Source organism: Fimbriimonas ginsengisoli Gsoil 348, from assembly GCF_000724625.1.
In the GTDB taxonomy this organism is placed as follows: Bacteria; Armatimonadota; Fimbriimonadia; order Fimbriimonadales; family Fimbriimonadaceae; genus Fimbriimonas; species Fimbriimonas ginsengisoli.
The window spans coordinates 1,948,093-1,967,898 of the sequence record NZ_CP007139.1 but is presented as its reverse complement, the minus strand read 5'-3'; the positions used below and the strand labels follow the sequence as shown (position 1 = coordinate 1,967,898).

Annotated in this window: 16 protein-coding genes; 4 read left to right on the top strand and 12 right to left on the bottom strand. The window is 61.5% G+C overall.

The genetic code is table 11. The features are described from left to right. Positions 1-117: 117 nt before the first annotated feature. Positions 118-1,215: a recombinase RecA gene (recA, locus tag OP10G_RS08985; RefSeq protein WP_173425314.1), complete on the bottom strand. Its 1,098-nt coding sequence runs from the start codon at positions 1,213-1,215 to the stop codon at positions 118-120. Positions 1,216-1,382: 167 nt separating this feature from the next. On the opposite strand from recA, the gene OP10G_RS08980 reads away from it, so the two are divergent. Continuing rightward, positions 1,383-2,117: a COG1470 family protein gene (locus tag OP10G_RS08980; protein ID WP_025226223.1), complete on the top strand. Its 735-nt coding sequence runs from the start codon at positions 1,383-1,385 to the stop codon at positions 2,115-2,117. A 158-nt stretch (positions 2,118-2,275) separates the two neighbouring features. On the opposite strand, the gene OP10G_RS08975 is transcribed toward OP10G_RS08980, so the two are convergent. Beyond that, positions 2,276-2,728 (bottom strand): DinB family protein, encoded by a 453-nt coding sequence (locus OP10G_RS08975; RefSeq protein ID WP_025226224.1) that lies wholly within the window; start codon positions 2,726-2,728, stop codon positions 2,276-2,278. 154 nt (positions 2,729-2,882) lie between these two features. Here OP10G_RS08975 and OP10G_RS08970 point away from each other — a divergent pair, with 154 nt between their 5' ends. From OP10G_RS08970 to OP10G_RS24325, 3 genes are all read left to right on the top strand, one after another. After that, a complete protein-coding gene (locus tag OP10G_RS08970; RefSeq protein ID WP_038472867.1) occupies positions 2,883-3,929 on the top strand; it encodes a M42 family metallopeptidase in 1,047 nt (348 codons plus the stop codon). A 102-nt stretch (positions 3,930-4,031) separates the two neighbouring features. Further along, positions 4,032-4,328: a helix-turn-helix domain-containing protein gene (locus OP10G_RS08965; RefSeq protein ID WP_025226226.1), complete on the top strand. Its 297-nt coding sequence runs from the start codon at positions 4,032-4,034 to the stop codon at positions 4,326-4,328. A 20-nt stretch (positions 4,329-4,348) separates the two neighbouring features. Continuing rightward, complete coding sequence (locus OP10G_RS24325; protein ID WP_052547647.1) at positions 4,349-5,089, top strand: class I SAM-dependent methyltransferase; 741 nt, start codon at positions 4,349-4,351, stop codon at positions 5,087-5,089. 146 nt (positions 5,090-5,235) lie between these two features. On the opposite strand, the gene OP10G_RS08955 is transcribed toward OP10G_RS24325, so the two are convergent. The 10 genes from OP10G_RS08955 to OP10G_RS08910 all read right to left on the bottom strand — a co-directional run bounded on the left by OP10G_RS08955 (position 5,236) and on the right by OP10G_RS08910 (position 19,786). Then, positions 5,236-6,336, bottom strand: coding sequence for a carbohydrate binding domain-containing protein (locus OP10G_RS08955; protein WP_025226228.1), 1,101 nt, complete (start codon positions 6,334-6,336; stop codon positions 5,236-5,238). Positions 6,337-6,535: 199 nt separating this feature from the next. After that, positions 6,536-6,898 carry a sulfite exporter TauE/SafE family protein gene (locus OP10G_RS08950; RefSeq protein ID WP_025226229.1) on the bottom strand — a complete coding sequence of 121 codons (363 nt, stop codon included), beginning with the start codon at positions 6,896-6,898 and terminating at the stop codon, positions 6,536-6,538. 578 nt (positions 6,899-7,476) lie between these two features. After that, positions 7,477-8,979: a DNA recombination protein RmuC gene (locus OP10G_RS08945; protein ID WP_025226230.1), complete on the bottom strand. Its 1,503-nt coding sequence runs from the start codon at positions 8,977-8,979 to the stop codon at positions 7,477-7,479. Positions 8,980-9,105: 126 nt separating this feature from the next. After that, a complete protein-coding gene (locus OP10G_RS08940) occupies positions 9,106-9,927 on the bottom strand; it encodes a UDP-3-O-acyl-N-acetylglucosamine deacetylase (protein WP_025226231.1) in 822 nt (273 codons plus the stop codon). Then, the gene (gene lpxD, locus OP10G_RS08935) at positions 9,924-10,952 is read right to left on the bottom strand and encodes a UDP-3-O-(3-hydroxymyristoyl)glucosamine N-acyltransferase (RefSeq protein ID WP_025226232.1); all 1,029 of its coding nucleotides are present in this window, start codon (positions 10,950-10,952) and stop codon (positions 9,924-9,926) included. Before lpxD ends, OP10G_RS08940 begins: the two co-directional genes overlap by 4 nt. Further along, positions 10,922-11,938 (bottom strand): hypothetical protein, encoded by a 1,017-nt coding sequence (locus OP10G_RS08930; protein ID WP_025226233.1) that lies wholly within the window; start codon positions 11,936-11,938, stop codon positions 10,922-10,924. The genes lpxD and OP10G_RS08930 overlap by 31 nt, the downstream gene beginning before the upstream one ends. Beyond that, on the bottom strand, positions 11,925-12,563 hold the full coding sequence (locus OP10G_RS08925) for an OmpH/Skp family outer membrane protein (protein WP_025226234.1): 639 nt from the start codon (positions 12,561-12,563) through the stop codon (positions 11,925-11,927). Before OP10G_RS08925 ends, OP10G_RS08930 begins: the two co-directional genes overlap by 14 nt. A gap of 86 nt (positions 12,564-12,649) precedes the next feature. Further along, on the bottom strand, positions 12,650-13,279 hold the full coding sequence (locus OP10G_RS08920; protein ID WP_025226235.1) for an OmpH/Skp family outer membrane protein: 630 nt from the start codon (positions 13,277-13,279) through the stop codon (positions 12,650-12,652). Positions 13,280-13,293: 14 nt separating this feature from the next. Continuing rightward, a complete protein-coding gene (locus OP10G_RS08915) occupies positions 13,294-15,093 on the bottom strand; it encodes a BamA/OMP85 family outer membrane protein (protein WP_038472861.1) in 1,800 nt (599 codons plus the stop codon). A gap of 145 nt (positions 15,094-15,238) precedes the next feature. Continuing rightward, positions 15,239-19,786, bottom strand: coding sequence for a translocation/assembly module TamB domain-containing protein (locus tag OP10G_RS08910; RefSeq protein ID WP_144241071.1), 4,548 nt, complete (start codon positions 19,784-19,786; stop codon positions 15,239-15,241). Between the last annotated feature and the right edge of the window lie 20 nt (positions 19,787-19,806).

The window sequence follows — 19,806 nt, the reverse complement described above, 5'->3', positions numbered from 1 at the left end:
GCTGAAAGCCGTGGGGCGACCGCGCTACGGGGCGGGTCTATCGAAAGGACTTCCGGATTTCTCCACCCCCAACCCCCTCCTCATCGCACGAACATCGACGAGGAGGGGGCCCGGATATTATTCTTCGTCGAGGTCGGCTGGATCGTCGACGCTTACGGGTTCTTTGGGCGCTTTGATGCGCTCGGCTTTGAACTGGTCGCGCACCTTACGGTCCAGCTCTTCAAGGATCTCCGGGTGCTCCTCGAGGTAGGAGCGGGCGTTGTCCCGGCCCTGACCGAGACGGGTGTCGCCGTAGTTGAAGTAGGTTCCGCTCTTGCCGACGATGTTGCGGAGGACCGCGTTGTCGAGGACGTCACCGGCCCGGCTGATGCCGCGACCGAAAATCATGTCGAATTCGGCGGTCTTGAAGGGCGGGGCGACCTTATTCTTGACGACCTTGACCTTGGTTCGAGAGCCGATCTGGTCGGTGCCGACCTTGATGGCGTCTCCCTTTCGAACTTCCAGCCGGACGCTGGCCCAGAACTTGAGCGCGCGGCCGCCCGGGGTCGTCTCCGGGTTGCCGTACATGACGCCGATCTTCTCGCGGAGTTGGTTAATGAAGATCGCCGCCGTCTTGGACTTGTTGAGGCTGCCGCCAAGCTTACGAAGCGCCTGGCTCATCATGCGGGCTTGGATGCCGACGTGGCTGTCGCCCATCTCCCCCTCGATTTCCGCCTTGGGGACGAGGGCGGCCACGGAGTCGATCACGACGATATCGAGCGCGCCGGACCGGATCATCGCGTCCGCGATTTCCAGCCCTTCTTCGCCGTTACTGGGTTGAGAGATGTAGAGCTTGTCGACGTCGACACCCAAGGTCCGGGCGTACTCGGTGTCGAGCGCGTGCTCGGCATCGACGTACAGCGCCAAACCGCCCAGCTTCTGGGTTTCGGCCACGACGTGAAGGGCGAGGGTGGTCTTTCCGCCCGATTCCGGGCCGTAGATCTCGGTGATGCGCCCCCGGGGCAACCCGCCGATGCCGAGCGCCATATCCAGGGTCAGGGAGCCGGTCGGGATTGCCTCTACCGGGTCCCGCGCACTGTCTCCCATGCGCATAACCGCGCCCTTTCCAAACGCCCGTTCCACCTGGCTCAGAGCCGAGTCTAAGGCCCGCTGGCGGTCGCCCGTTGGCTCTAAACCGGGGATATTCTTTTCGGGAGTTGCTGCCGTTTTTCTCACTGATTTACCTACGTACGACGGACGGATTTCGCCTCGAAAATTGAGCGAGTTCCAGTCAATATAGTAGCCGCTTTTCTACTGTTTTGGCAAGGTCAACCGTTTGAATCGCCGCAACCAAACCAATCGGCGATTTGAAACGTCCAGCCATTTTGTATTCTGTGACAAAGATGTCTGAAACACTCCAGAGGTGCGCCCTCCTTTTTGTCGTCCTTCTCATCGCTTTTGGCTGCGGCGGAAAGGGGGAGGGGGTCTCGGCCTACACCGGCCTCGGCCTTAGTCGCGATCGCGTGCTGGTGGTGCGGGACGAGAGCCAGAGCGTGGACCTTCAGGTCCAACTCGCCCGCGGCGAACAGTCCGGCACCGTCGTCAATCTCTCGGTAACGGGTCTTCCGGATGGAGTCACCGCGACGATTACGCCAGCGACGATGACGTTGACGGATACGAACGTTCACACGGCCCGGCTTACCGTGACCGCGAGCCGCACGGTGAACACCGGGCACCTCAGCGTCGTCGTCCACCGGGTCAGCGGGGGTGCCGATCATGCGAAGACGATCGACCTCCAGGTAGCGGATTTCGCCGTGTACGTGGACGTGGACAGCACCAGCGTTACGGTGCATCCGAACGGGACAGAGGACGTGGACGTGGTGCTCACGCGGCGGGGCAACAGCAATGGAACGGTCGAAATGACTCTCGCCGGAGACGTGCCCGACGGGGTGAGCTGGTCACTCGATCCGGCCCGCGTGCAGATCGACGCCGACCACACCCGGGAACATGTCCGCCTAAGGTTCGAAGGCGCCGCCGATCAAACCACCAACGGCAAAGAAACCTGCCGAGCACGGGCTCTCAAAGGGATCAATCATAACGACTCGGACGGGATCGATGTGAGTTTTCAGGCGGAGTAGGTGGGCGTTCCATGTGGACTGTGAACTGTGGCTTGATAGGACAATTGCAAGAGGCTTTAGCTTGTGCCGGGACCGGTGACATCAAAGACCCCTAAGGATGACGCGATCCCCTCAGTCCACAAGCCACAGGCTACAGTCCACATAAATCGGTCCCTCCCCTACAAATATTCCGTGAACTGTTCCAAGTGGTACATGTCGTGGCCGAGGATGGCGATGGCTTGTTCTAGGACGGTTTGGCGGCCTCGCTCGGAGTGGTAGTAGACCTTGGCCCAATCTTCGTCGGAGAGGGTTTTTAGATAGGCGAGGGTCGCTTTCCGGTCTTTGGCGAACTGCTCGGCTTGCTGTTTCGGATCGAGAACGGCGTAATTCAGGTCGATCGCGCGTTGCCCTTCGTCGTAGCCGGGGACCGTGCAGCCGGGGTTCTCGACTCCCTGGCGTAAGCGGTCGATGTTGATCGGCTCCCAATCGGCGAGGTGGGCGATCGCCTCTCGAAATGTAAATCGCTCCGGATCGCGCTTCGAGTCGTATGCCGATTCGGGTACCTGCGCCACGATCCTCTGAACCGCCGCCGGGGCCAGCTCCAACCCTTTAAACATATAGATCAGTTGCATCGATTGGAGTTTAGATCGCTCGGACGGCAAGGAACGCTGATATGCTCGTTTCTAACGGCGGTTGTCATCGCGAGTTTGTCGGGAACGTCGGCGAGGGCGCCGACGCTACGTGCCTTATTACAAGAGGAGCCCTCGAAGCAGTAACATGGCGCATATGGCGCTCTTCGAGATCTCGACCGACTACCTTAAGCGCACTCTGGTCGATCTGCTCAACACTCCTAGCCCCACGGGTGACACCGAGTATGCGATCAGCTTCGTGCAGGGCGAGCTCGAGAGCATGGGGGTTCCGACGGAGCGCACGACCAAAGGGGCGCTGCTCGCTCACATCGAAGGGCTTCGGTCCGACCAGCCCCGTGCTTTGACCGCCCATGTCGACACGCTCGGCGCCATGGTCAAGGAGATCAAACCCAACGGGCGGCTTCGCCTCACCGCGCTGAATGGTCTGATGTGGCCCACGGTGGAGAGCGAGTCGCTCTGGATAGCTACCCGTTCCGGCCGGCAGGTGCGAGGCTCGCTCGTGTTGGAGAACGGCGCCGCCCATGTTAACCGGGAAGCCGCCACGTCTCCGCGCACGGAGGAGAGCCTGGAGGTTCGGCTAGACGAGCGCACGAGCCGGGCCGAGGAAACCCGGATGTTGGGTATCGAAGTTGGGGACTTCGTTTACTTCGACCCGCGGGTGGAAGTTAGCGAAGCGGGCTTTGTCCGCTCCCGATTCCTCGACGACAAGGCGTGTGTTGCCGCCGCCCTCGCCGCAGTGAAGGCGATCGTCGATGGCGGCGTGACTCCGGCCCAGCAAACGACGCTGCTGATTTCGAACTACGAAGAGGTGGGGCACGGTGGCCGCGACGGCCTTCCGGACGATATCGTGGAGCTCGTCGTGTTGGACATGGCATGCATCGGCAAAGGGCTTCAGGGAGACGAATTCCACTGCTCGCTCTGCGTCAAGGACAGCAGCGGGCCGTACAGCAAGAACCTCAGCGACAAGCTGCGCAACCTTGCGGAGCGACGTGGGATCGATCTCAAGGCCGACGTCTACCCGTTCTACGGGTCCGACGGTTCGTTCTACTGGCGCAGCGGCGGCCGCGCCGAAGTCGCCCTCATCGGCCCGGGAGTGGACACGAGCCACGGATATGAGCGAACGCACTCGGAGGCGTTGGTCGACACGGCACGGCTGATCGCCGAGTATCTCGTGGAAGAGTAGGTCTTTCGCTCGTGTCCCCGAGTCTGACGAGATGCTCCATCATATGCTCAATGAGGCCCGCGATCGCGAGCATGTGGGCTCCTATGCCGTAGACTTCATGACATGAGCGACACCCGGCCGTCCAGCGGATGGACGTTTCTCACGAACCACTCTCACGTCCTGATTTGCCTCGCCGGCGACCCGTTTATGCGGATGCGCGATGTGGCGATGAAGGTGGGGATCACGGAGCGGGCGGTGATCCGGATCGTAAACGACCTTCAAGCGGCCGGAGCGCTCACGCGTGAGCGAGAAGGAAGGCGGAACCGGTACACCATCGACCTAGATCTGCCCCTGCGGCACCCGGTCGAGGCGCACCGGACGATCGGAGATCTCCTCGCACCGGTCCTGGAGAACCCGTAATCCTTCAGCGAGCCAGCTTATTGGATCCGCGCGAGCTGGGGTTGGCGCAAGCCCGTCCGATCCAGGACGCGGCGAACCTGCCAATCTCGGAGCTCGAGCTCAGAATTCAAGAACTCCCTCCTCCGGACCAAGTCGTGCGAATCGCGGACCTTGGCGCGGTGGCCGAAGCCGCGGCCAAGTTCTTAGTTGAACGAGGGCGCGAGGTAATAATGTGCCCGTTCACGTTTAGCTCCCAGCCTTCGGAGCCGATGAGGCTGTGGGAGCCGAATCCGCTTCTGGCCCGGTACGTCGACGCAGCGCAAGCTGGCAATGCCATCGACCTCGCCTGCGGCACCGGCAGGGATGCCATTTTTCTCGCCTCGGCTGGGTGGCGTGTTACGGCCGTCGACGTTTTGGAGGACGCGCTGGAACGGGGAAAGCTGAGCGCATCCCGTCTGTTGGGAGATGCGGCCTCACGAATCGAGTGGATCTGCGCGGACGTGTCGACGGTGGCGATTCCAAAGGTGGATTTAGCGACGATCTTCTTCTTCCTGGATCGGGATCTTGTGCGCCGCGCGGTCACCGCCCTTCGGCCTGGCGGGACCCTGCTCTTGGAAACGTTCACTCCAACCCACCGGGCCGCCAAGGGTAAGCCGAGGAATCCGGGTCTCGTGCTGTCAACGAGCGACGCCCAGGATCTTGTTGGTCACACGAGCAGCCTCGAGATCGAGGAGGGGTGGCACGGCGATCGGCATACGATACGCGTATCGGCCAAAATATGAGGGTTCAACCTGCAACAATCCTGGTCGCTTTTCAGTGAGCCTTATCTCTTCGAGCGGTTTCCGCCGGAAATGGATGCAACCTCTTCGAGGTAGAAACGGCATCTCATGCACCAATAAAGCCCGTGGACACACTGATGAAGCCTGGACTACTTTTTCGCCACGATGGAGCCGATCCAGACGGTGTTGTCTTGTTCCGCGGTCTTGACGAAGCCGGAGACGTCGATGAGGATGATTTGCTTCACCTGATCCAGGTCGAGTTTGCCGTTGGTGTCGTGGGAATCTTCGCTCGCCTTTAAGTCGGAGAAGGCGAACAGTTGGTCCTTCGCGGTTGAGCCTCCCGGCAGCTCGATCACGGTGTTGTATTTGCCGCCTCCCTCTTCCTCCACCTGAAGGATCAGCGTGCAGGCTTTGGCCGAAGCGAGGTGCAGGTTGAGGTATTTCGTCCCCACCAACGCCTTTCGCTGGATGAACTTGAGGGCGCCCATTAGGTGGGTGGGGCCGACGTGGTAGTCGACCTTGATTCCCTTCTCGCCGAGGGGATCACCCGAGATTTGCGAGAAGGCGCCGCCTCCGATCCCTACCCACGAGCATTGCGGCCGACTGAAGGTGTCGAGACGGTACTCCCCGGGTTTAGCCGCAAACGCGTCCGGCAAGGCTCCGGTGGAGGCCTCGAATTCGGAGAGGTAAAGCGAGTGGTCACCTTTGACGATCCCGAGCCCAGTGGCCACCTGCGCATTCTGGGCGAGCAACTGCTCGAGGTCCGTGAAAGCGATCGAATTGATCTTTTCGGGGTCGAGCTTTCCGTCAGGGTCGGCGGGCGCTCCCGGATCGGTGGAGAGCGTAAAGTCGCTCATCGAGAGCTCGACCTGCTGCCAAGCGTCTTTCGGGGCGAAGAACATGGCGTTATACCGGCCGCCATCCTTTTCTTGGACGGTGAAGACGACGGCTCCGTTATGATCGGCGCGAACCCAAAACCGCATCGACCGCATCGACTTCAGCGCTTCGTCGGCAACGGGTAGCGAGGCGACGGTGATCTCTCCGGGGGCGATGCTGTAATCCAGCTTAAGCGAGCCGGGGGCATCGCCTCGCTTCACTTCATGCGAAACCGAAACCTTGCCTCCCTTTCCTTGGGCCTGAACGACCGCCCACCCTTCTTCGCCGTTAGCGAAAGTCTGGTGAATCAGTGCCTCGCCGCCCTGGCGTGGGGCTAGCAATCCGGCGAACGCGCAAAAGAGTGGGAGAAGCATGGCGGTGGGACCTTGTTTTTATTATAAGGGGGGATGTCGGAATGTGGACTGTGGCGCGTGTGGACTGAGGGGGCGTTGGGCGCTACGGCGTTGGGCGTTGGGCGTTGGGGAAAGGGTAAAGCACTAAGCTATCAACGCCTCAACGCCTCAACGCCTCAACGCCTCAACGCCTCAACGCCTCAACGCCTCAACGCCTCAGTCACTCTTTCCCAAACCACATCTGAACCGCGATGCCGATGAGGAGGAGGGCGAAGGCTTTTCGGAGGAGGACGGGATCGAAGGTTAGGGAGGCTTTGGAGCCGAAGTAGCCGCCGAGGATGAAGCCGAGGGCGATGATGAGCGCCTGGCGGATGTCGATCTGGCCGGCTTTCCAGTAGTTCATCACCCCTAAGATGCCGATCGGGGGGAGCAGCACCGCAAGAGAGGTCCCCTGAGCTTTTGTTTGGGAGTAGTGAAGGACGTACATCAGCATCGGAACGATCACCACGCCCCCGCCGATTCCGAACATCCCCCCGAGCACTCCCGCGACCAAACCGGTCACGGCGAGAAGAACCCATTCCATTCCCCTATTTGACCCGCAACTCTGAAGTATCTTGTCGCGAACTAATAATTAGACGCCAAGGAGAATTCGACCACGGCCGGAATGGTCCAACCAATTCTTTCGAATTCGAGTTATCGCTTTACCACCGACGAAGCACCAGGAGTCCGCTCTGGAACTGCTAAAGCTCACTTGTTTGCATTGGGCCGCGGAACGTCTCTGGGAGGGGACTCGCGGAGAGTCTATTTGGTGGTACTCGGTGCATTCGTGGGTCCTAGTCCTGCTGGGCTGATGTCGCCGCTTTCAGGGCTCGGAGCGTTGGTCGGCTTTTTACCAGGGCTCCGCTTCGCTCCGCCCTTCGCTTTGATATTACGCCCCCTTGGGGCTGGCTCAGGACGAATGCTTGGACACACCACGGTCGTTAGGCGGCATGCTTCAGAAAGCATGTTATTGAAAGGCTTCCGAAGGAGAGAAGTGATGTCGCAAAGAACACAAAGCTCGGCCGGTTCCATCTCAACAAACGGCTGAACCGCAATGGAGGCCACGGAAAGCTGTAAGAACGGGATGGCATTGGCTGGCTTTGGTGCACTACGAGCTTGAAGTCATTGATCTACCGATTCGAGCGGAAGCGGTAGATCAAGCGCTTCGGGGCTGGATACTAACCGCGGGAGCGATTCGACGGGCTCGGGAGATGGGATGTCGCCACCGGAACCCGCGCCAAGGGCGGACATTCGTCGGGCTTGGGGCAGGACTCGGCCGTCGAGCGAGCCGATGGCGCGGTTGAAATCTTGGACGCTTAGGCGTAAATGACGGCCGAGGTCGTCGAGGTCGCCCACGAACTTGGCCAACCGTTTGTAAAGCTCCGCGCCGGTGGCACGAACCTCGAGCGCATTCTCACGCAACCGCTCCTCGTTGAGAACGTACGCTGCGACGTGCACCATACTGATCAGCGTCATCGGGTTCGCCACGTAGACGCGGCCCTGGTGTGCGTCGGCCAGCAAGGAGCGGTCGGCTTCGAAGGCGGCCTGGTACGCCCCCTCGGTGGGAATGAACATCACCACGCAATCCGGCGACGAGTCATACCTTCCCCAGTAGCTCTTGTTTGAGAGCTTCTTTACATGCTCTCTGACCAAGCGGGCGTGGGAGGCGAATTTAGCGACGCGGGTCGCTTCGTCGGGTGCGTTCATCCCCTCCCAGTACGTTTCCAACGGCGCTTTGGAGTCGATGACGAGGAGGCGTCCCTTGGGCAGGCGGATCACCACGTCCGTTCGGAGCCGCCCCTCTTCCCCTTCGGTCGAGTGCTGGAGAACGAAATGCTCTCCTTCTTGAAGCCCCGCATTTTCCAAGATGACTTGGAGCTGCATCTCTCCCCACGCGCCCCGTGAGTTCGGTTTGCGGAGGGCGTTGGCGAGCTGGTCTGCCTCCTCGGAGAGGGTACGGATCCCCTTTTCGATCGCGTCGAAGGCCGAGACGCGGCGTTCTTCCATCTCCTTGTGCTGCCGCTCCATTTTCTCGAGCGTGTCGGCGATCGGCTTCAGCATGCCGTCGATCTCCCGTTGCCGCTTCTCCAGATCTGCGTCGGCGGCTTCGTCCTTCTTATCGAACCGCTCGGTGGCGAGCTTGAGAAACTCCTCGGTCGCGCTCTTTAGTGACTGCACGGAGACGGCGCCGAATTTTTCTGAGAGCGCCTTCTCCGCTTCTTCGAGCAGCTTGAATTTCTCGGCCATCGCGCGTTCCCGCTCGGCGAGGAGCCGCTCGACCTCGCGATCTTTCTCCGCGAGCGCGTCACGGCGGGCGGCCCGGACCTCCTCGGCTTCCTTTTTCGCTTCCGAAAGTTGGCCGGTGAGCGAGGTCGTGCGCTGGATGTAAGCCTGAAGCTCGTCTTCCTTCGTTTCGAGCTGCTCCCGGAGGGTTTGCATCGCCACGCCCTCCCCCTGCAGCCGGGCCGCGGTTTCGGCGGTCGTCCTCAGGTCCCGATGGAGCGCCTCGTTCTTCTCACGCTCGGAATCGAGCGCCTTCGACTTCGGCCGATGGGCAAGCCAACTGAGGACGGCGCCGATGGCGCCGCCGAGAATCAGTCCGATGAGAAGGTCGCTAGTAGACATCGCAGACACACCTACCGTACTGATGTCGGGTGTATAGAGTCAAGTCTTTCTGGGAAGCGGGATTTCTCCACCCCCATACCCCCTCCCTCATCGCACGAACATCGACGAGGAGGGGGCTTCGGAGGGCTATGTTGCGGGTTGGGTGTTGCCCATGGCTTGGGCTAGCATGGCGGCGGCTTTGACGTTGGCACGGTGGCCCGAGCGTTCCGAGACGACGTTTAGGGCGCGGACGGGCACTCCGGCCAGGTAAAGGTCTCCCATTAGGTCGAGCAGCTTGTGCCGCGCAGGCTCGTCGGGGTATCTGGGCTCGTTCTTGTATCCTTCGATCCCCAAAATTAAGGCCGAGTTCTCGTCGAGGCCCCGGCCGAGACCGAGCTGAATGATCATCGGCACCTCTTCCGCGAAGGCGAAGGTCCTCGCGCGGGCGATGTGCTCAACGTAGCCTCCGACGGCGTCTTCCAGCTCAAAAGCCTGCTCGCCGGGCCATCGGTCGTCGGTAGCGAACACGAAACGCCATTGACCGTTTCCCTTCCCGATCGCCATCTTAGGACCGCCATCCTCTTGGAGGAAGAGTCGCGTATAGAGCGACGGAAACTCACGGTCGCCGATCTGTTCGATACCGACACCCATGATCGCGTCGATGTAGCCGCCGGCGCTTCCGTCGAGCCCGGGCAGTTCCGGAGCATCGAGCTCGACCTCCGCATCCGTGATCTCCAAACCCGCAAAAGCGCTCATCAGGTGCTCTACCGTGCCAACTTCGCCGAGCTTCGTGCTGCGCGTCGTATCGGTGACGTTCGCCGGGTGAGCGAGCACACGCGTGCCGCCGTAGCGAAAACCGATCCCCTGATCGCCCGGATGCACGGTTACGGACACCGGAACTCCGGTATGAAGACCGAGGCCCGCGACCGTGAACGGTTGACGAACGGTGTGTCGCGGGAAGCTCCTCAACTAATCTCCTTCCCGCGTTCCAGATCTTTCACGCGCTTGAAGAGCTCTTGGAGCTTCGTGGTCAGCATCATCGTCCGCATCGCTTCTCCAAGGGGCCGGGCCGGTAGGCCGAAGTAGGTGCCGGCTTCCTTAATGTCGCTGGTGACGCCGGTCCGTCCCGCCAAAACCACGTCGTCGCAGATCGTGATGTGATCGTTGGTGGCGGCCTGGCCGGCGATGGTCACTCGATCCCCGATCCGGGTACTGCCGCTGATTCCAGTTTGGCTGGCGACGACCGTATGGGAGCCGATACGCGTGTTGTGCCCGACCTGCACCAAGTTATCCAGTTTCGAGTCGTTTCCGATCATCGTCTGACCCGCGGTGGCTCGATCCACGGCGGTAATCGCGCCGATTTCCACGTCGTCGCCGAGAGTCACTCCGCCGACTTGCGGGATCTTGACCTGCCGCTGACCGTTCCACGTGAAACCAAATCCATCCGCGCCAAGCACCGCGCCACTGTGAACGATTCCCCTCGCCCCGATGGTCACGTCTTGGTAAAGCACGGCGTGCGGGAACAAAACGGTCCCCTCGCCCAGATGGCAATTCTCACCCACGTAGCAGAACGGAAAGACGCGGCAGCGCTCGCCGATCACCGCTCCGCGCTCGACGACCGCATACGGACCGATCTGGGCCGACTCGGCGACAGTTGCCTCCGGGCTGACGACGGCAGTGGGATGAACGCCGGCCGCCAGCGGCAGCGGGCGCTGCGCCATCGCCAGAAAGACGCCGAACGACGTGCGCGGGCTGTCGACGAAAATCGTCGGCTTCCCTACCGGGGTGGCTCCCTTGGGAGCCAGCACCGCTGCCGCGCCGCCGGCGGCGGCTTGCCTCAAGAACTCGTCCGACTCAGCGAACGTAAGCCCAGCCGGGTCGACGCCGTCGACCGGGATTGGCGTGGTTACGCGTAGATCGGCCGGACCCACGAGCTCGCCGCCGAATAGTGTCGCCAACTCGCCTAGAGTCCAGCCCGGTACGTCTCTCTCCATCTTTGGAAATCCTCGGTCGCGTCACGCCCGCCCTTTTCTAGACGGTAGCGGTTTAGCCCGAGCCAAATGGTCAGCTCGTGCTGCAGCAGTCGCCTTCGATCGGCAAGGCCGCTCGGAATTCCTACCGAGGGTACCTTCGGAGCGGGGGGCAGCGGGGCTTCCGCCGGAATCTCAACCTGCCGAGCCGGGGTGCCCGGCACCAATACGGGGCTTGGTTCGGTAAGTTGCAATCCCAATTCTTTAACGCTTGTTCTTACTTCGGCTTGCGCTTCGGTTTCAGCGCGTCGATTCAGCTCGTTGCGGAATGTTTCGATCGTTTTCCGCATCGCCTCCCGATCGGCGGCGGTTTCGCTTACGACGGCGGCGAGTATCTGCTCCGCTTGGGCATTAAACTTCGCATCCAATGCCGCCAGCTCTTCACGGAGTCGCTTTGCTTCGTCGAACCTTGCCTGCGAGACCGGCCTCATCGGCAACTTCGGTGGAATCGAATTGGGGTTGGGATCCGGAAAGCCGACCAGCACCGCCAGTCGCGTCACTTTCGGGGCTCGGGCGTTTCCATAGGCCTCGAAAGCGAGCCGGATCTTGGCGTTGGCTTCCAGGTAATCGGTAGCCGCCTCTTTATCCACCTCGCGTCCCTTTTCCAACTCGAAAGCGTCGGCTTGTATCCGGTAGTAGTCGCGAAGCCGTCGTTCCAGTGCTACCAGTGCCTCCCGCTGCTGTTTCTCGATGGAGGCGCGGATCGAACCGGTTGAAGCGTGGGAGGGATCGCGAAGCGCCTGACCCGGCCGAGCCGACACCCGTTGGACGATCGCGGCCGCCGGTTTCGGGGGGGTTGGAAGGGCGGGCGACGGAGCGATCTCGACCTTTTCGGCCTTCAGCAAGCGGTCCAGATCGATCGTTACGGCCTCACTGGCCGGCGGGGCGCAACCTGCGAGGATCGCGGCGGAAAGCAGAGCCCAACCGTAGCCTAGCCTACTTCTTGGCATTCATCGCTTTTAGAGTTTCGTCCGACAAGTCGTTCGCCCCGTAAGGGGCAACGCCGACTTCGAAGACGACGGTGTACATCTGCTGCTTGGCGACTTCCTGAATGGCGGCGCGGGCCTTTTCGATGCTATCCAGCTTCTGCTTGTCCGCCCAGGATTGCATGTCGGAGGTGAACTCACGGAACCACCGGGTGGCCACGTCGTTCATGTTTTGGCTTCGCCGAGCGAAGTCCTCCACGAGGTTTCGCTCCTCCGGCGTCATGTTCGGCTTCGTCGAAAGCTCGGTCGAGCGCTTGCTGGTGGCGACCACTTCGGCTTTGATCCGGTCGAGCTCCGCCGATTCTTCTTTCGTCAGATTGGCTTTGAGACTGAGCTCGCGGATACGAGTGGCTTGTTCGGGGGTCAACACGCGATAGGTATCGATGAATTCCAACAGCCCTTCCCGGGCCGTCTTCATCTTGGCGAACATCTCTTGGTTCGCCTTGCCAAAGTCGCTCTGCTCGACGACCTTGCTGATGTCGACGACGCCGATCTTGTCGGTCTTGTCCTGGAACCCACCGGCCACCGTCACCCCGATTACGGCCGCGGCGACGACCCAGCCAAGCTGAAGAAAGCGAAGATTGCTCATAGAGGTTAGGCGTTAGGGCGTTTGGCGCTAGGCGTCGGGCGCTCGGCGATTCATTCTTCTAACGCCAAACGCCAAACGCTCAACGCCTATTTTTTGGCGTTCATCACCTTCAGCGCTTCGGCGGTGAGGTCGTTGGCGGAGTAGGGGGCGACGTCTTGGACGAAGACCATGGAGTAGCCCTGCGATTTGGCGGCCTGTTGGACAGCTTCCTTGACGCGCTGGAGGGTTTCGTTGCGGAGCCCTTCCTGCCGCTGGCCGACCTCGGCCGTGAAGTCGCTGTTCCACTTCTCCAAGAGCTGCACGGCGGTCTCGCGCCGGCGGTTCAGCTCCTCGATTTGGGTTACCTCGGTCGGAGTCGGTTTATCCTTGGTCGACAGCTCGCGGTACTTCGTCTCGGTCGCCTGGGCTTCGTTCTTCAGTCGCTCCAGCTCGGCCTTGTCGGGCGCCGCCAACGGATCTTTCAGGCTCAGGTCCCGGAATTTGGTCGCGTCCTCCGCCTTCATGTGGGGATTCGCCTTCAGAAACTCCATGATGCTCTGGCGGGTGGTCCCCATCGTGCGAAGGAGCTCGGTTTGCTTCTTCGCGTACTCGCTGTCGTTGAAAACCTTAGCCAGATCGACGGTGCCGACCTTCTCGTTTCCTCCCTGGAAACCGACTCCAGCAATGCCGCCAGCAAGGACAGCGGCGATGATCCAACCTAGTCTCTCAAATTTCATTGTCTAATTTTGCCTCAGAAAGATGTACCGATGAGGAAGTGTGTGCGGCTTTTGCCTCGTTCGTCGAAACCGAGGTCCACTCGGATCGGCCCCAAGGGAGTGCGGAAGCTAAGCCCCATTCCGTAGCCGAGGTGCAGGCTGATGCCGGCAGATTGGGTGAAGTCGTTGACCGTGTTGTATCCGCCCCAGGCGCCGCCGTAATCGACGAAGCCGATAATGCTGAAAGCCTTTTGGATCGGATAACGGACCTCGGCGGTGGTGAGAAGCTGGTTGCGGCCCCAGAATCGGTCCTCGGGATAGCCGCGGAGGGTGTCCGCGCCGCCGGCGAAGAACTGTTCGAAGAACGGAACCGTGCCTTGGATCGAGCCAACCTTGGCTCGAAGGGCGAGCACGCGCTTGGCGGCGTCGAGATCCTTCGGAGTCAGCTTGCCCTGGTCGGTGAAGTACTTGCGGAATTCTAGGTTGGTGCGGAAGAACGTGTGGGTGCCGATCACGTTGGTTCCGGCCGCTGCGCCGCCGACGTCGGTGATGTTCGCGTAGCCCGGCTCGACGTCGAGTTTAAGCCAGTCTCCACGCGTCGCGTCGATGTCTCGGTCGCGGCGATTCCGGATAAACCCTAACGAGGCCACGCCGACGTCGCCGTCTTGCTGAATAAACCGGTCCGCGCCGGTTGCGGAGACATTGTTCGTCTTTACGTTCTCGTACCGGACGCTGAGGCCGTAGCTTAGCGAATCGCCTACCGGCCGGGAAAAGCCGATGGAGCCGCCCGTCCGCCGCTCGTTATAGTCGCTGCTGGAGCTGGTGGGGGAGGAAGAGCTAAAGACGTTGGCGAACCGGAAGACGAGCCGGCTGTAGATGGAAACCCGTAGCGCCGTGTCTTTGGAATCGAAGAACGGATTTACGTAGTCGAGGTCGACGCTCGGCCCGCTGCCTTGGGTGGCCTGAATGTAGTTGATGCCGACGGTTTGGCCGGTTCCCCGGAAGTTGGTGTCGGACAGGCGGATGACGCCGGCGAGCTTGTTTCGCGGATCGAGCTGAAGGCCTACGTTGAACTGACCCGTCTTGGTTTCCTTGACGTTGGCCGTGAGGTCGACCTTGCCCGCTTCTCGCTCAGGGTCGATCGAGGTGGTCACGCTCTCGAACCAGCTCGTGTTGTAGAGCCGGCGGAGGTCGTTCACCCATTTGTTCTCCGAATACGGATCGCCCGACCGGGTCTTGATGAGCCGCCGGATGACCGAGTCGCGGGTAGCCCGAGCGCCCTGCACCGAGACGGTGCCCACCCGGGTCTCCACCAAGGCGATATTGACCGTATTGGGAGATTCCTTCAGGGGCGCGAACTCTTCGATCGCGGCGAGGAAAAATCCTTTCTTGGAATAGAGCGATCGAATCGCGTCGCTCGCCGGTCGGAGGGAGTTCAGGTTGTAAACGTCCCCAGGCTTGATAAACGGCTTAATGACGTTGAGGATGTCTTCGGTTTTGATAACCGAATTACCCACAACTCGAATCTCTTTGACCTCCGGCCATTCCGTAAGGTCGACCGTGATCCGCCAGGAATTTCCTTCCAGCGGACTTGGGCGAACGCTGACGGCTTCGAAGAAGCCGAGATCGTCGAGCGCGCGCTGGTCGCGGTCCAGGTTCTCCTGGACGTAAGGCTGGCCGACCTTGGTGCGCATCGCGGCAAGGATCGCCTCGCGGGACACGCGGCGGTTGCCTTGAATTACGATCTCCTTCACGACGGTCGTTTGAGCTTGGGCCGTAGCGATGATTGCCAGGCTCAGCAGCGCCGTCGACATGAGGGTTCTTCTGATCAACATTCCTCCGTACTCCGTTCTCCGAGTCCCGGCGGACGCGGCTCTGGATCGCATCGAGCGATCCAGAGACTTTACCCGCCGGGTCTACGTCCCTGGGTCCAACCGGGGTTCCCAGGCTTAGAAGAGCCACCGCTCAAATCGTTACGTTTCAGAATCGAGTGCCATATTCGAGCGCGATTTTAAACGGCCGGTCTTGGTCGGCGCCGATGCTGAAGCTGAAGCGGCTGAGGACGCCCCGAAGACGCCGGGGGCGGTAAACGAGTCGAAGGTCGTAGAGCGGTTTGAACCCAGGGGGAGGCTCTCCGACCTGGCGGCGGCCCTGGACGGTGAAGCCGGCGCCGAGCGTCTTGGCGAAGAGGATGCTGGTCTGCTCGAACGGGTTGTATTCGACCGTCAAATAGTCCAACCCCAGCCCTTGGGCGAGTTGGCGGGTGAGGGGGTCGGTGAGCGCGGGAAGGGCGAACTGCGTAAACGCATCCCGGATCCGGTTCTGAGTGTCGCTCCTGCCGAGACCGCCGCTAATCGTCGTTCCCAAGAGGTCGGTCTGACCCAGAAGGGCAAGAATACGATCCTGGGTCAGATCGGGGGGATCGCTCTCGGCGGTCAGAATCAGGCCACCTTCTTTGAGGAGATCGCCTCGGACCCCGAGCGTGATGTCGTACCGCTCGAAGACGTCGCCGTAACGGAGCGCGGTAATGCCGGTTCGACCGATAATATCGACGTCGAGCGAGGCAAACGCGCCGCCTGGGGCGGGAGCGTAATTCAACGCCACCGTACCACCTTGCTCGAGCCTAACCTTGGCTGCGGGGAGTTGGATCGAACCGGTCTCTACTTCCAAGGTGCTCCGAACGATGGGGGACGAAAGAGATCCGGTCACGCGGCCACCGCCGAGAACCGTAAGGTCGGCGGCCGTCGTACGAAGCCGCGCGGCATCGGCGAGGGTGAGCCTCAAATCGAAATTCGGATCGACGGCAGCCCCGCCGCTCGCCCCTTCGCTAGGCTGGAAAGTAGGCAGAACGCTATCCACCTTAGAGAGCGCGATGGTGCCCGCCAGACGCGGCTGACGGATCGTCCCGGCGATATCGATCGTGCCGTCGGCGGTACCCGCCACGTACGTCTTCGACTCAAAATTTTGCTTGACGGCGAGCTTTTGAAGCTGGACACTTCCGGCGAGGGGGTTGTCGAGCAGGGCGCCGAGTCCTCCCGATTGAAGAGTCTGGGCAAGTCGTCGCAGCTCGTCGACGGGCGTGGAGACATTCGCCGTAACACTTCCGCTCCGGGAACTGTCGCCGTTCGCGGTCAGGCGAAGGGCTTTGCCATCGAGCTCCAACTTTGCTTGAACATTCTTAAACCAATCGTCGACCACCGTCGGCTTAGCCCCGGCCTCCTTGGCCGGGATAAGGAATCCGACCGAGTCGGCGGAGAGCGAGATGTCGCCGCCAAACGTAAGGTCGTTAGAGGTTCCGGTTGCGGTGATCTTCCCCTGAATCGTGCCCTTGGTTCGTACCGGGTCGAGGCCGTCGAACATCTCCGCGATTTGTTCAAGCTTCCGGGGTGCAAGCGTCACCGTCGCTTCCGCGCGGCCTCCCTCCGGGATACGTCCCGGCATTTCGAAGGGTGAGCTCGCCTGGATCTTCCCGTCAAAGCCGCGGTAAGAGTAGACGCCGTCCAGGGTCAACCTCTTATCCGCCCCCATCACTTTGCCGAGAAGATCCAGGTGCAGAGCGCGGTTAGGATCTTGACCCGGCGCTCGCATCAGGCCGTCCGCCAAGAGCGAGACGTTGATGTTCGGGGTGGCAACCGGACCGGTAGCCGAAAATGAGACCGTGGCCGTGCCGGTCTGGCCGGCTAGCTGCGGGAAAATTCGTCCCGCGTCGGCGAGCGCGACGCTGGGAAGGTCGCCCGAGAGGTCCACGTCACCGCGCTGGTCGACCGTGCCGCTGGCGTTCGCGGCGATCGCCCCGCCCGCAAGAGCAAACTTTCGAACATCCCATTTATCGTTCGACAGGCCGAAGCTGGAGGTCAGGGTTCCGAGCGGAACGTCGCGATATCGAAGGTTGCTCGCTTCTAGGGTCTGGACGTTGAGCGTGGGCGACTTCTGTGTCCCCGAGAACATGGCGGCGACGTTGACCGTGCCGCTCGTGGCCCGCAAGGCGTCGATGACGTCGTAAGAGAGGTCGGGGAAATAGCGCGATGTAATGGCGACGAGATCGGAGAGCTTAGCGTTGTTCATCAGCGCCTGGCCGGACGCTTCGCTCGTGGCTGGATTAAAGATCAGGTCGTTAAGTTCGACATATCCTTCGGGTGAACCAACCCCGACGTACCCTTTGTACAGCTTCCCATCGAAAGAAACGTTCCACAGTCCATCGCCGATCTTGGTTTCGTTTAGAGCGACATCCTGGATTTTTCCGCTCGCGACCAGCGAGGTGAAGCCCCCCGATCCGAAGCTCGCGTGGAGTACGCCACCGGCGTTTCCGTCTACGGAGACGGCGGTCGAGAGCTTAGGCACGATGGTTTGCAGCGCGAGCGCGGTGGCGGTCAGATCCGCCGTTCCTTGCTTGCGCTCGATGTTGTACCGAGCGGACCCTTTTACGGTCCCTCCCGCCACCTGGGCGGTCGCGTTTTCCACTCGGGCAACACGCCCGTCACTGGTTACGTGAGCGCTGACCGCATCGACCTTGAGCCCCCGAGCGACCATGTTGCGGCCTACCACCGCGGCATCGACGGTGGGCTTGGTCAGGCTCCCGCCGATGGTGGCCTCCGGGAGATCTAGAGAACCGGCGAACTCTTCGCCGAGCAGGTCGGCGATCTGGAGGCCGCGCACCTTAAGCCGGGAGGCGATCGCGCGGTCGGCAAAGCGCAGCGACCCCTGCCCCGAGATCTCGGCAGTGCCTCGGGTAGCTCGCATCCCGGTCAATGCGACGTGCTTACGATCGACCGAGAAGTCCGTGGCGATGACCGGTACGAGGTAGTTGTGAGTCGAGAAATCATATGCCTCGATGTAGCCGGTCGCAAGGGGATTCTTGGCAGTGCCGCCGACTCGAGCGACCATATTGGCGCTTCCGGAGAAGGCGGGATCGATGGCGCGCGGGTCTAAACCGCGGCCAACGAGCTGGATGCCGAGGCTCCCCTGCCGCCCGATCGAACCGCTCGCGAAAATCAGTCCGAAGTCGCCGCTCAGCAAAGCGCGCCGCAGCTCCAGGTTGTCTCCTCCATAGCGGGCGCTTAAATCGAATCGCCCCCCGAGGGCATGTCCATTTGCCGCATAGCGGGCCTGCCCCGCCACATCGACGTCGACGGCCGGGTGGGCGACGGTTCCGCCAATAGAGGCGAGCACCGAACCTTGTCCCTCCAACCCTTTCAAGCCGAACCGCTTGGCAACGCCGGCCAAATTAACCGACCCTGCCGCCACGGTTCCGCTGAGGACACGGGTGCGAAGGTCCAAAGCGAACGCTCCACTTGCCGTTTCGCCGCCGTAGGAGACGTTCCGAACTTGGGCGACGAGAGACTTGGGGCGAACCTGAACTCGGGCGTCCAGCCCGTAGGCGACCTCGCCCCCATAGCGTGCATCGGAGGCTTTCGCGTCGCCCGAAAGGCGATAGCTGGTACCCGAATCGTACGCAACCCATCCGTCGAAACGGGCGCCATGGAACGACGTGTCCTTGGGTATTTGTTTTCGCAGCCAAGCGGGGAGCGATTCCAGGCCGGGCGTGTAGGCGTTTACCCGGCCACCGGCGCACAACCCTTTCGTCCAAACCGTGCTTCCGTCGAAGCGGACGCGGTTAGGTCCGGAGTTCGCTTGGAGCACGCCGGTCGCTCCCTCAAGAGAGACAAGGCCGGTGTAGACGGCCTCGTCCACCGCGTACTCACGGTAGCGCACCCCGGAAGCGTGAGCGACCAGGCGCGTTTCCACCCGCGGGGTACGCGACTGGGGAAGGAAGATCCGAACCGGTCCGTAAACACGGACGGAGCGGACGGTCAGACCCTGCAGCTCGGGGCGCCTTAGAGGAGGGGTTTCGAGGAAGTGGGCGACGAGGGGGGCAACCTCGGCCTGCTTGGTTCGGGTCGCGATCTGGAGTCCGAAGTTGGGGATGTTTTGCAGCCGAGTGGGAAAGTCGCCGATGCCGGGCGCGTGGACCGTCGTTGTCGCCAACCAATCGTCACCCAGCCCGGTCACCTTCACCTGAGCGGCGCTCACCTTCTGCCTCCAGGTTCGCAATCCCATTAAGTCGACGAACTCGACACGGGCGTCGTCGAGAGCGACGCTGAACGGGATCTTAGTGGGCGGGCCTTTCCGTTCGGGCAGGACCTGCTCAAAATCGAACCCGCCGTTCTTCAGCCGCGTTAGGCGGGCGGCAAGTCCCCTCGCGCGAACGTGAACCACCTGGTCCGCCAATTGGAACGGCTTTAGGTTGCTGGCTTCGAGGTTCCGAAGCCGGGCGAGAACGCCACCTTGTGGATCTGAGAGAGTGATCCCGCGAATGAACACGTTCCCACGGTCGAAGTCTATGACATAGGATTGGGCGAAGACGCGGACGGTGCCTCCCTTGGCCTTATAGGTCAGGGTGACCGGCACTCCCGGCGCCGTCAATAGGTGGAGCGCGGAAAGCACGTAAACGTAGCCCCAATAAGCGATGATCGCAAAAGGGACGACAAGTACGGCTAACCGAATGAGGGCCATGAACGCCCGCGACAACCACTCCTCCTATGTGAACG

Bases quoted from the DNA above. Each gene is read 5' to 3' on its own strand.
- OP10G_RS08950 (WP_025226229.1), bottom strand. From the start codon at position 6,898: ATGGAATGGGTTCTTCTCGCCGTGACCGGTTTGGTCGCGGGAGTGCTC.
- lpxD (WP_025226232.1), bottom strand. From the start codon at position 10,952: ATGGAGAGAGACGTACCGGGCTGGACTCTAGGCGAGTTGGCGACACTA.
- OP10G_RS08955 (WP_025226228.1), bottom strand. From the start codon at position 6,336: ATGCTTCTCCCACTCTTTTGCGCGTTCGCCGGATTGCTAGCCCCACGC.
- OP10G_RS08925 (WP_025226234.1), bottom strand. From the start codon at position 12,563: ATGAGCAATCTTCGCTTTCTTCAGCTTGGCTGGGTCGTCGCCGCGGCC.
- OP10G_RS08930 (WP_025226233.1), bottom strand. From the start codon at position 11,938: ATGCCAAGAAGTAGGCTAGGCTACGGTTGGGCTCTGCTTTCCGCCGCG.
- OP10G_RS08970 (WP_038472867.1), top strand. From the start codon at position 2,883: ATGGCGCTCTTCGAGATCTCGACCGACTACCTTAAGCGCACTCTGGTC.
- OP10G_RS08920 (WP_025226235.1), bottom strand. From the start codon at position 13,279: ATGAAATTTGAGAGACTAGGTTGGATCATCGCCGCTGTCCTTGCTGGC.
- OP10G_RS08975 (WP_025226224.1), bottom strand. From the start codon at position 2,728: ATGCAACTGATCTATATGTTTAAAGGGTTGGAGCTGGCCCCGGCGGCG.
- OP10G_RS08980 (WP_025226223.1), top strand. From the start codon at position 1,383: ATGTCTGAAACACTCCAGAGGTGCGCCCTCCTTTTTGTCGTCCTTCTC.
- OP10G_RS08945 (WP_025226230.1), bottom strand. From the start codon at position 8,979: ATGTCTACTAGCGACCTTCTCATCGGACTGATTCTCGGCGGCGCCATC.
- OP10G_RS08915 (WP_038472861.1), bottom strand. From the start codon at position 15,093: ATGTTGATCAGAAGAACCCTCATGTCGACGGCGCTGCTGAGCCTGGCA.
- OP10G_RS08965 (WP_025226226.1), top strand. From the start codon at position 4,032: ATGAGCGACACCCGGCCGTCCAGCGGATGGACGTTTCTCACGAACCAC.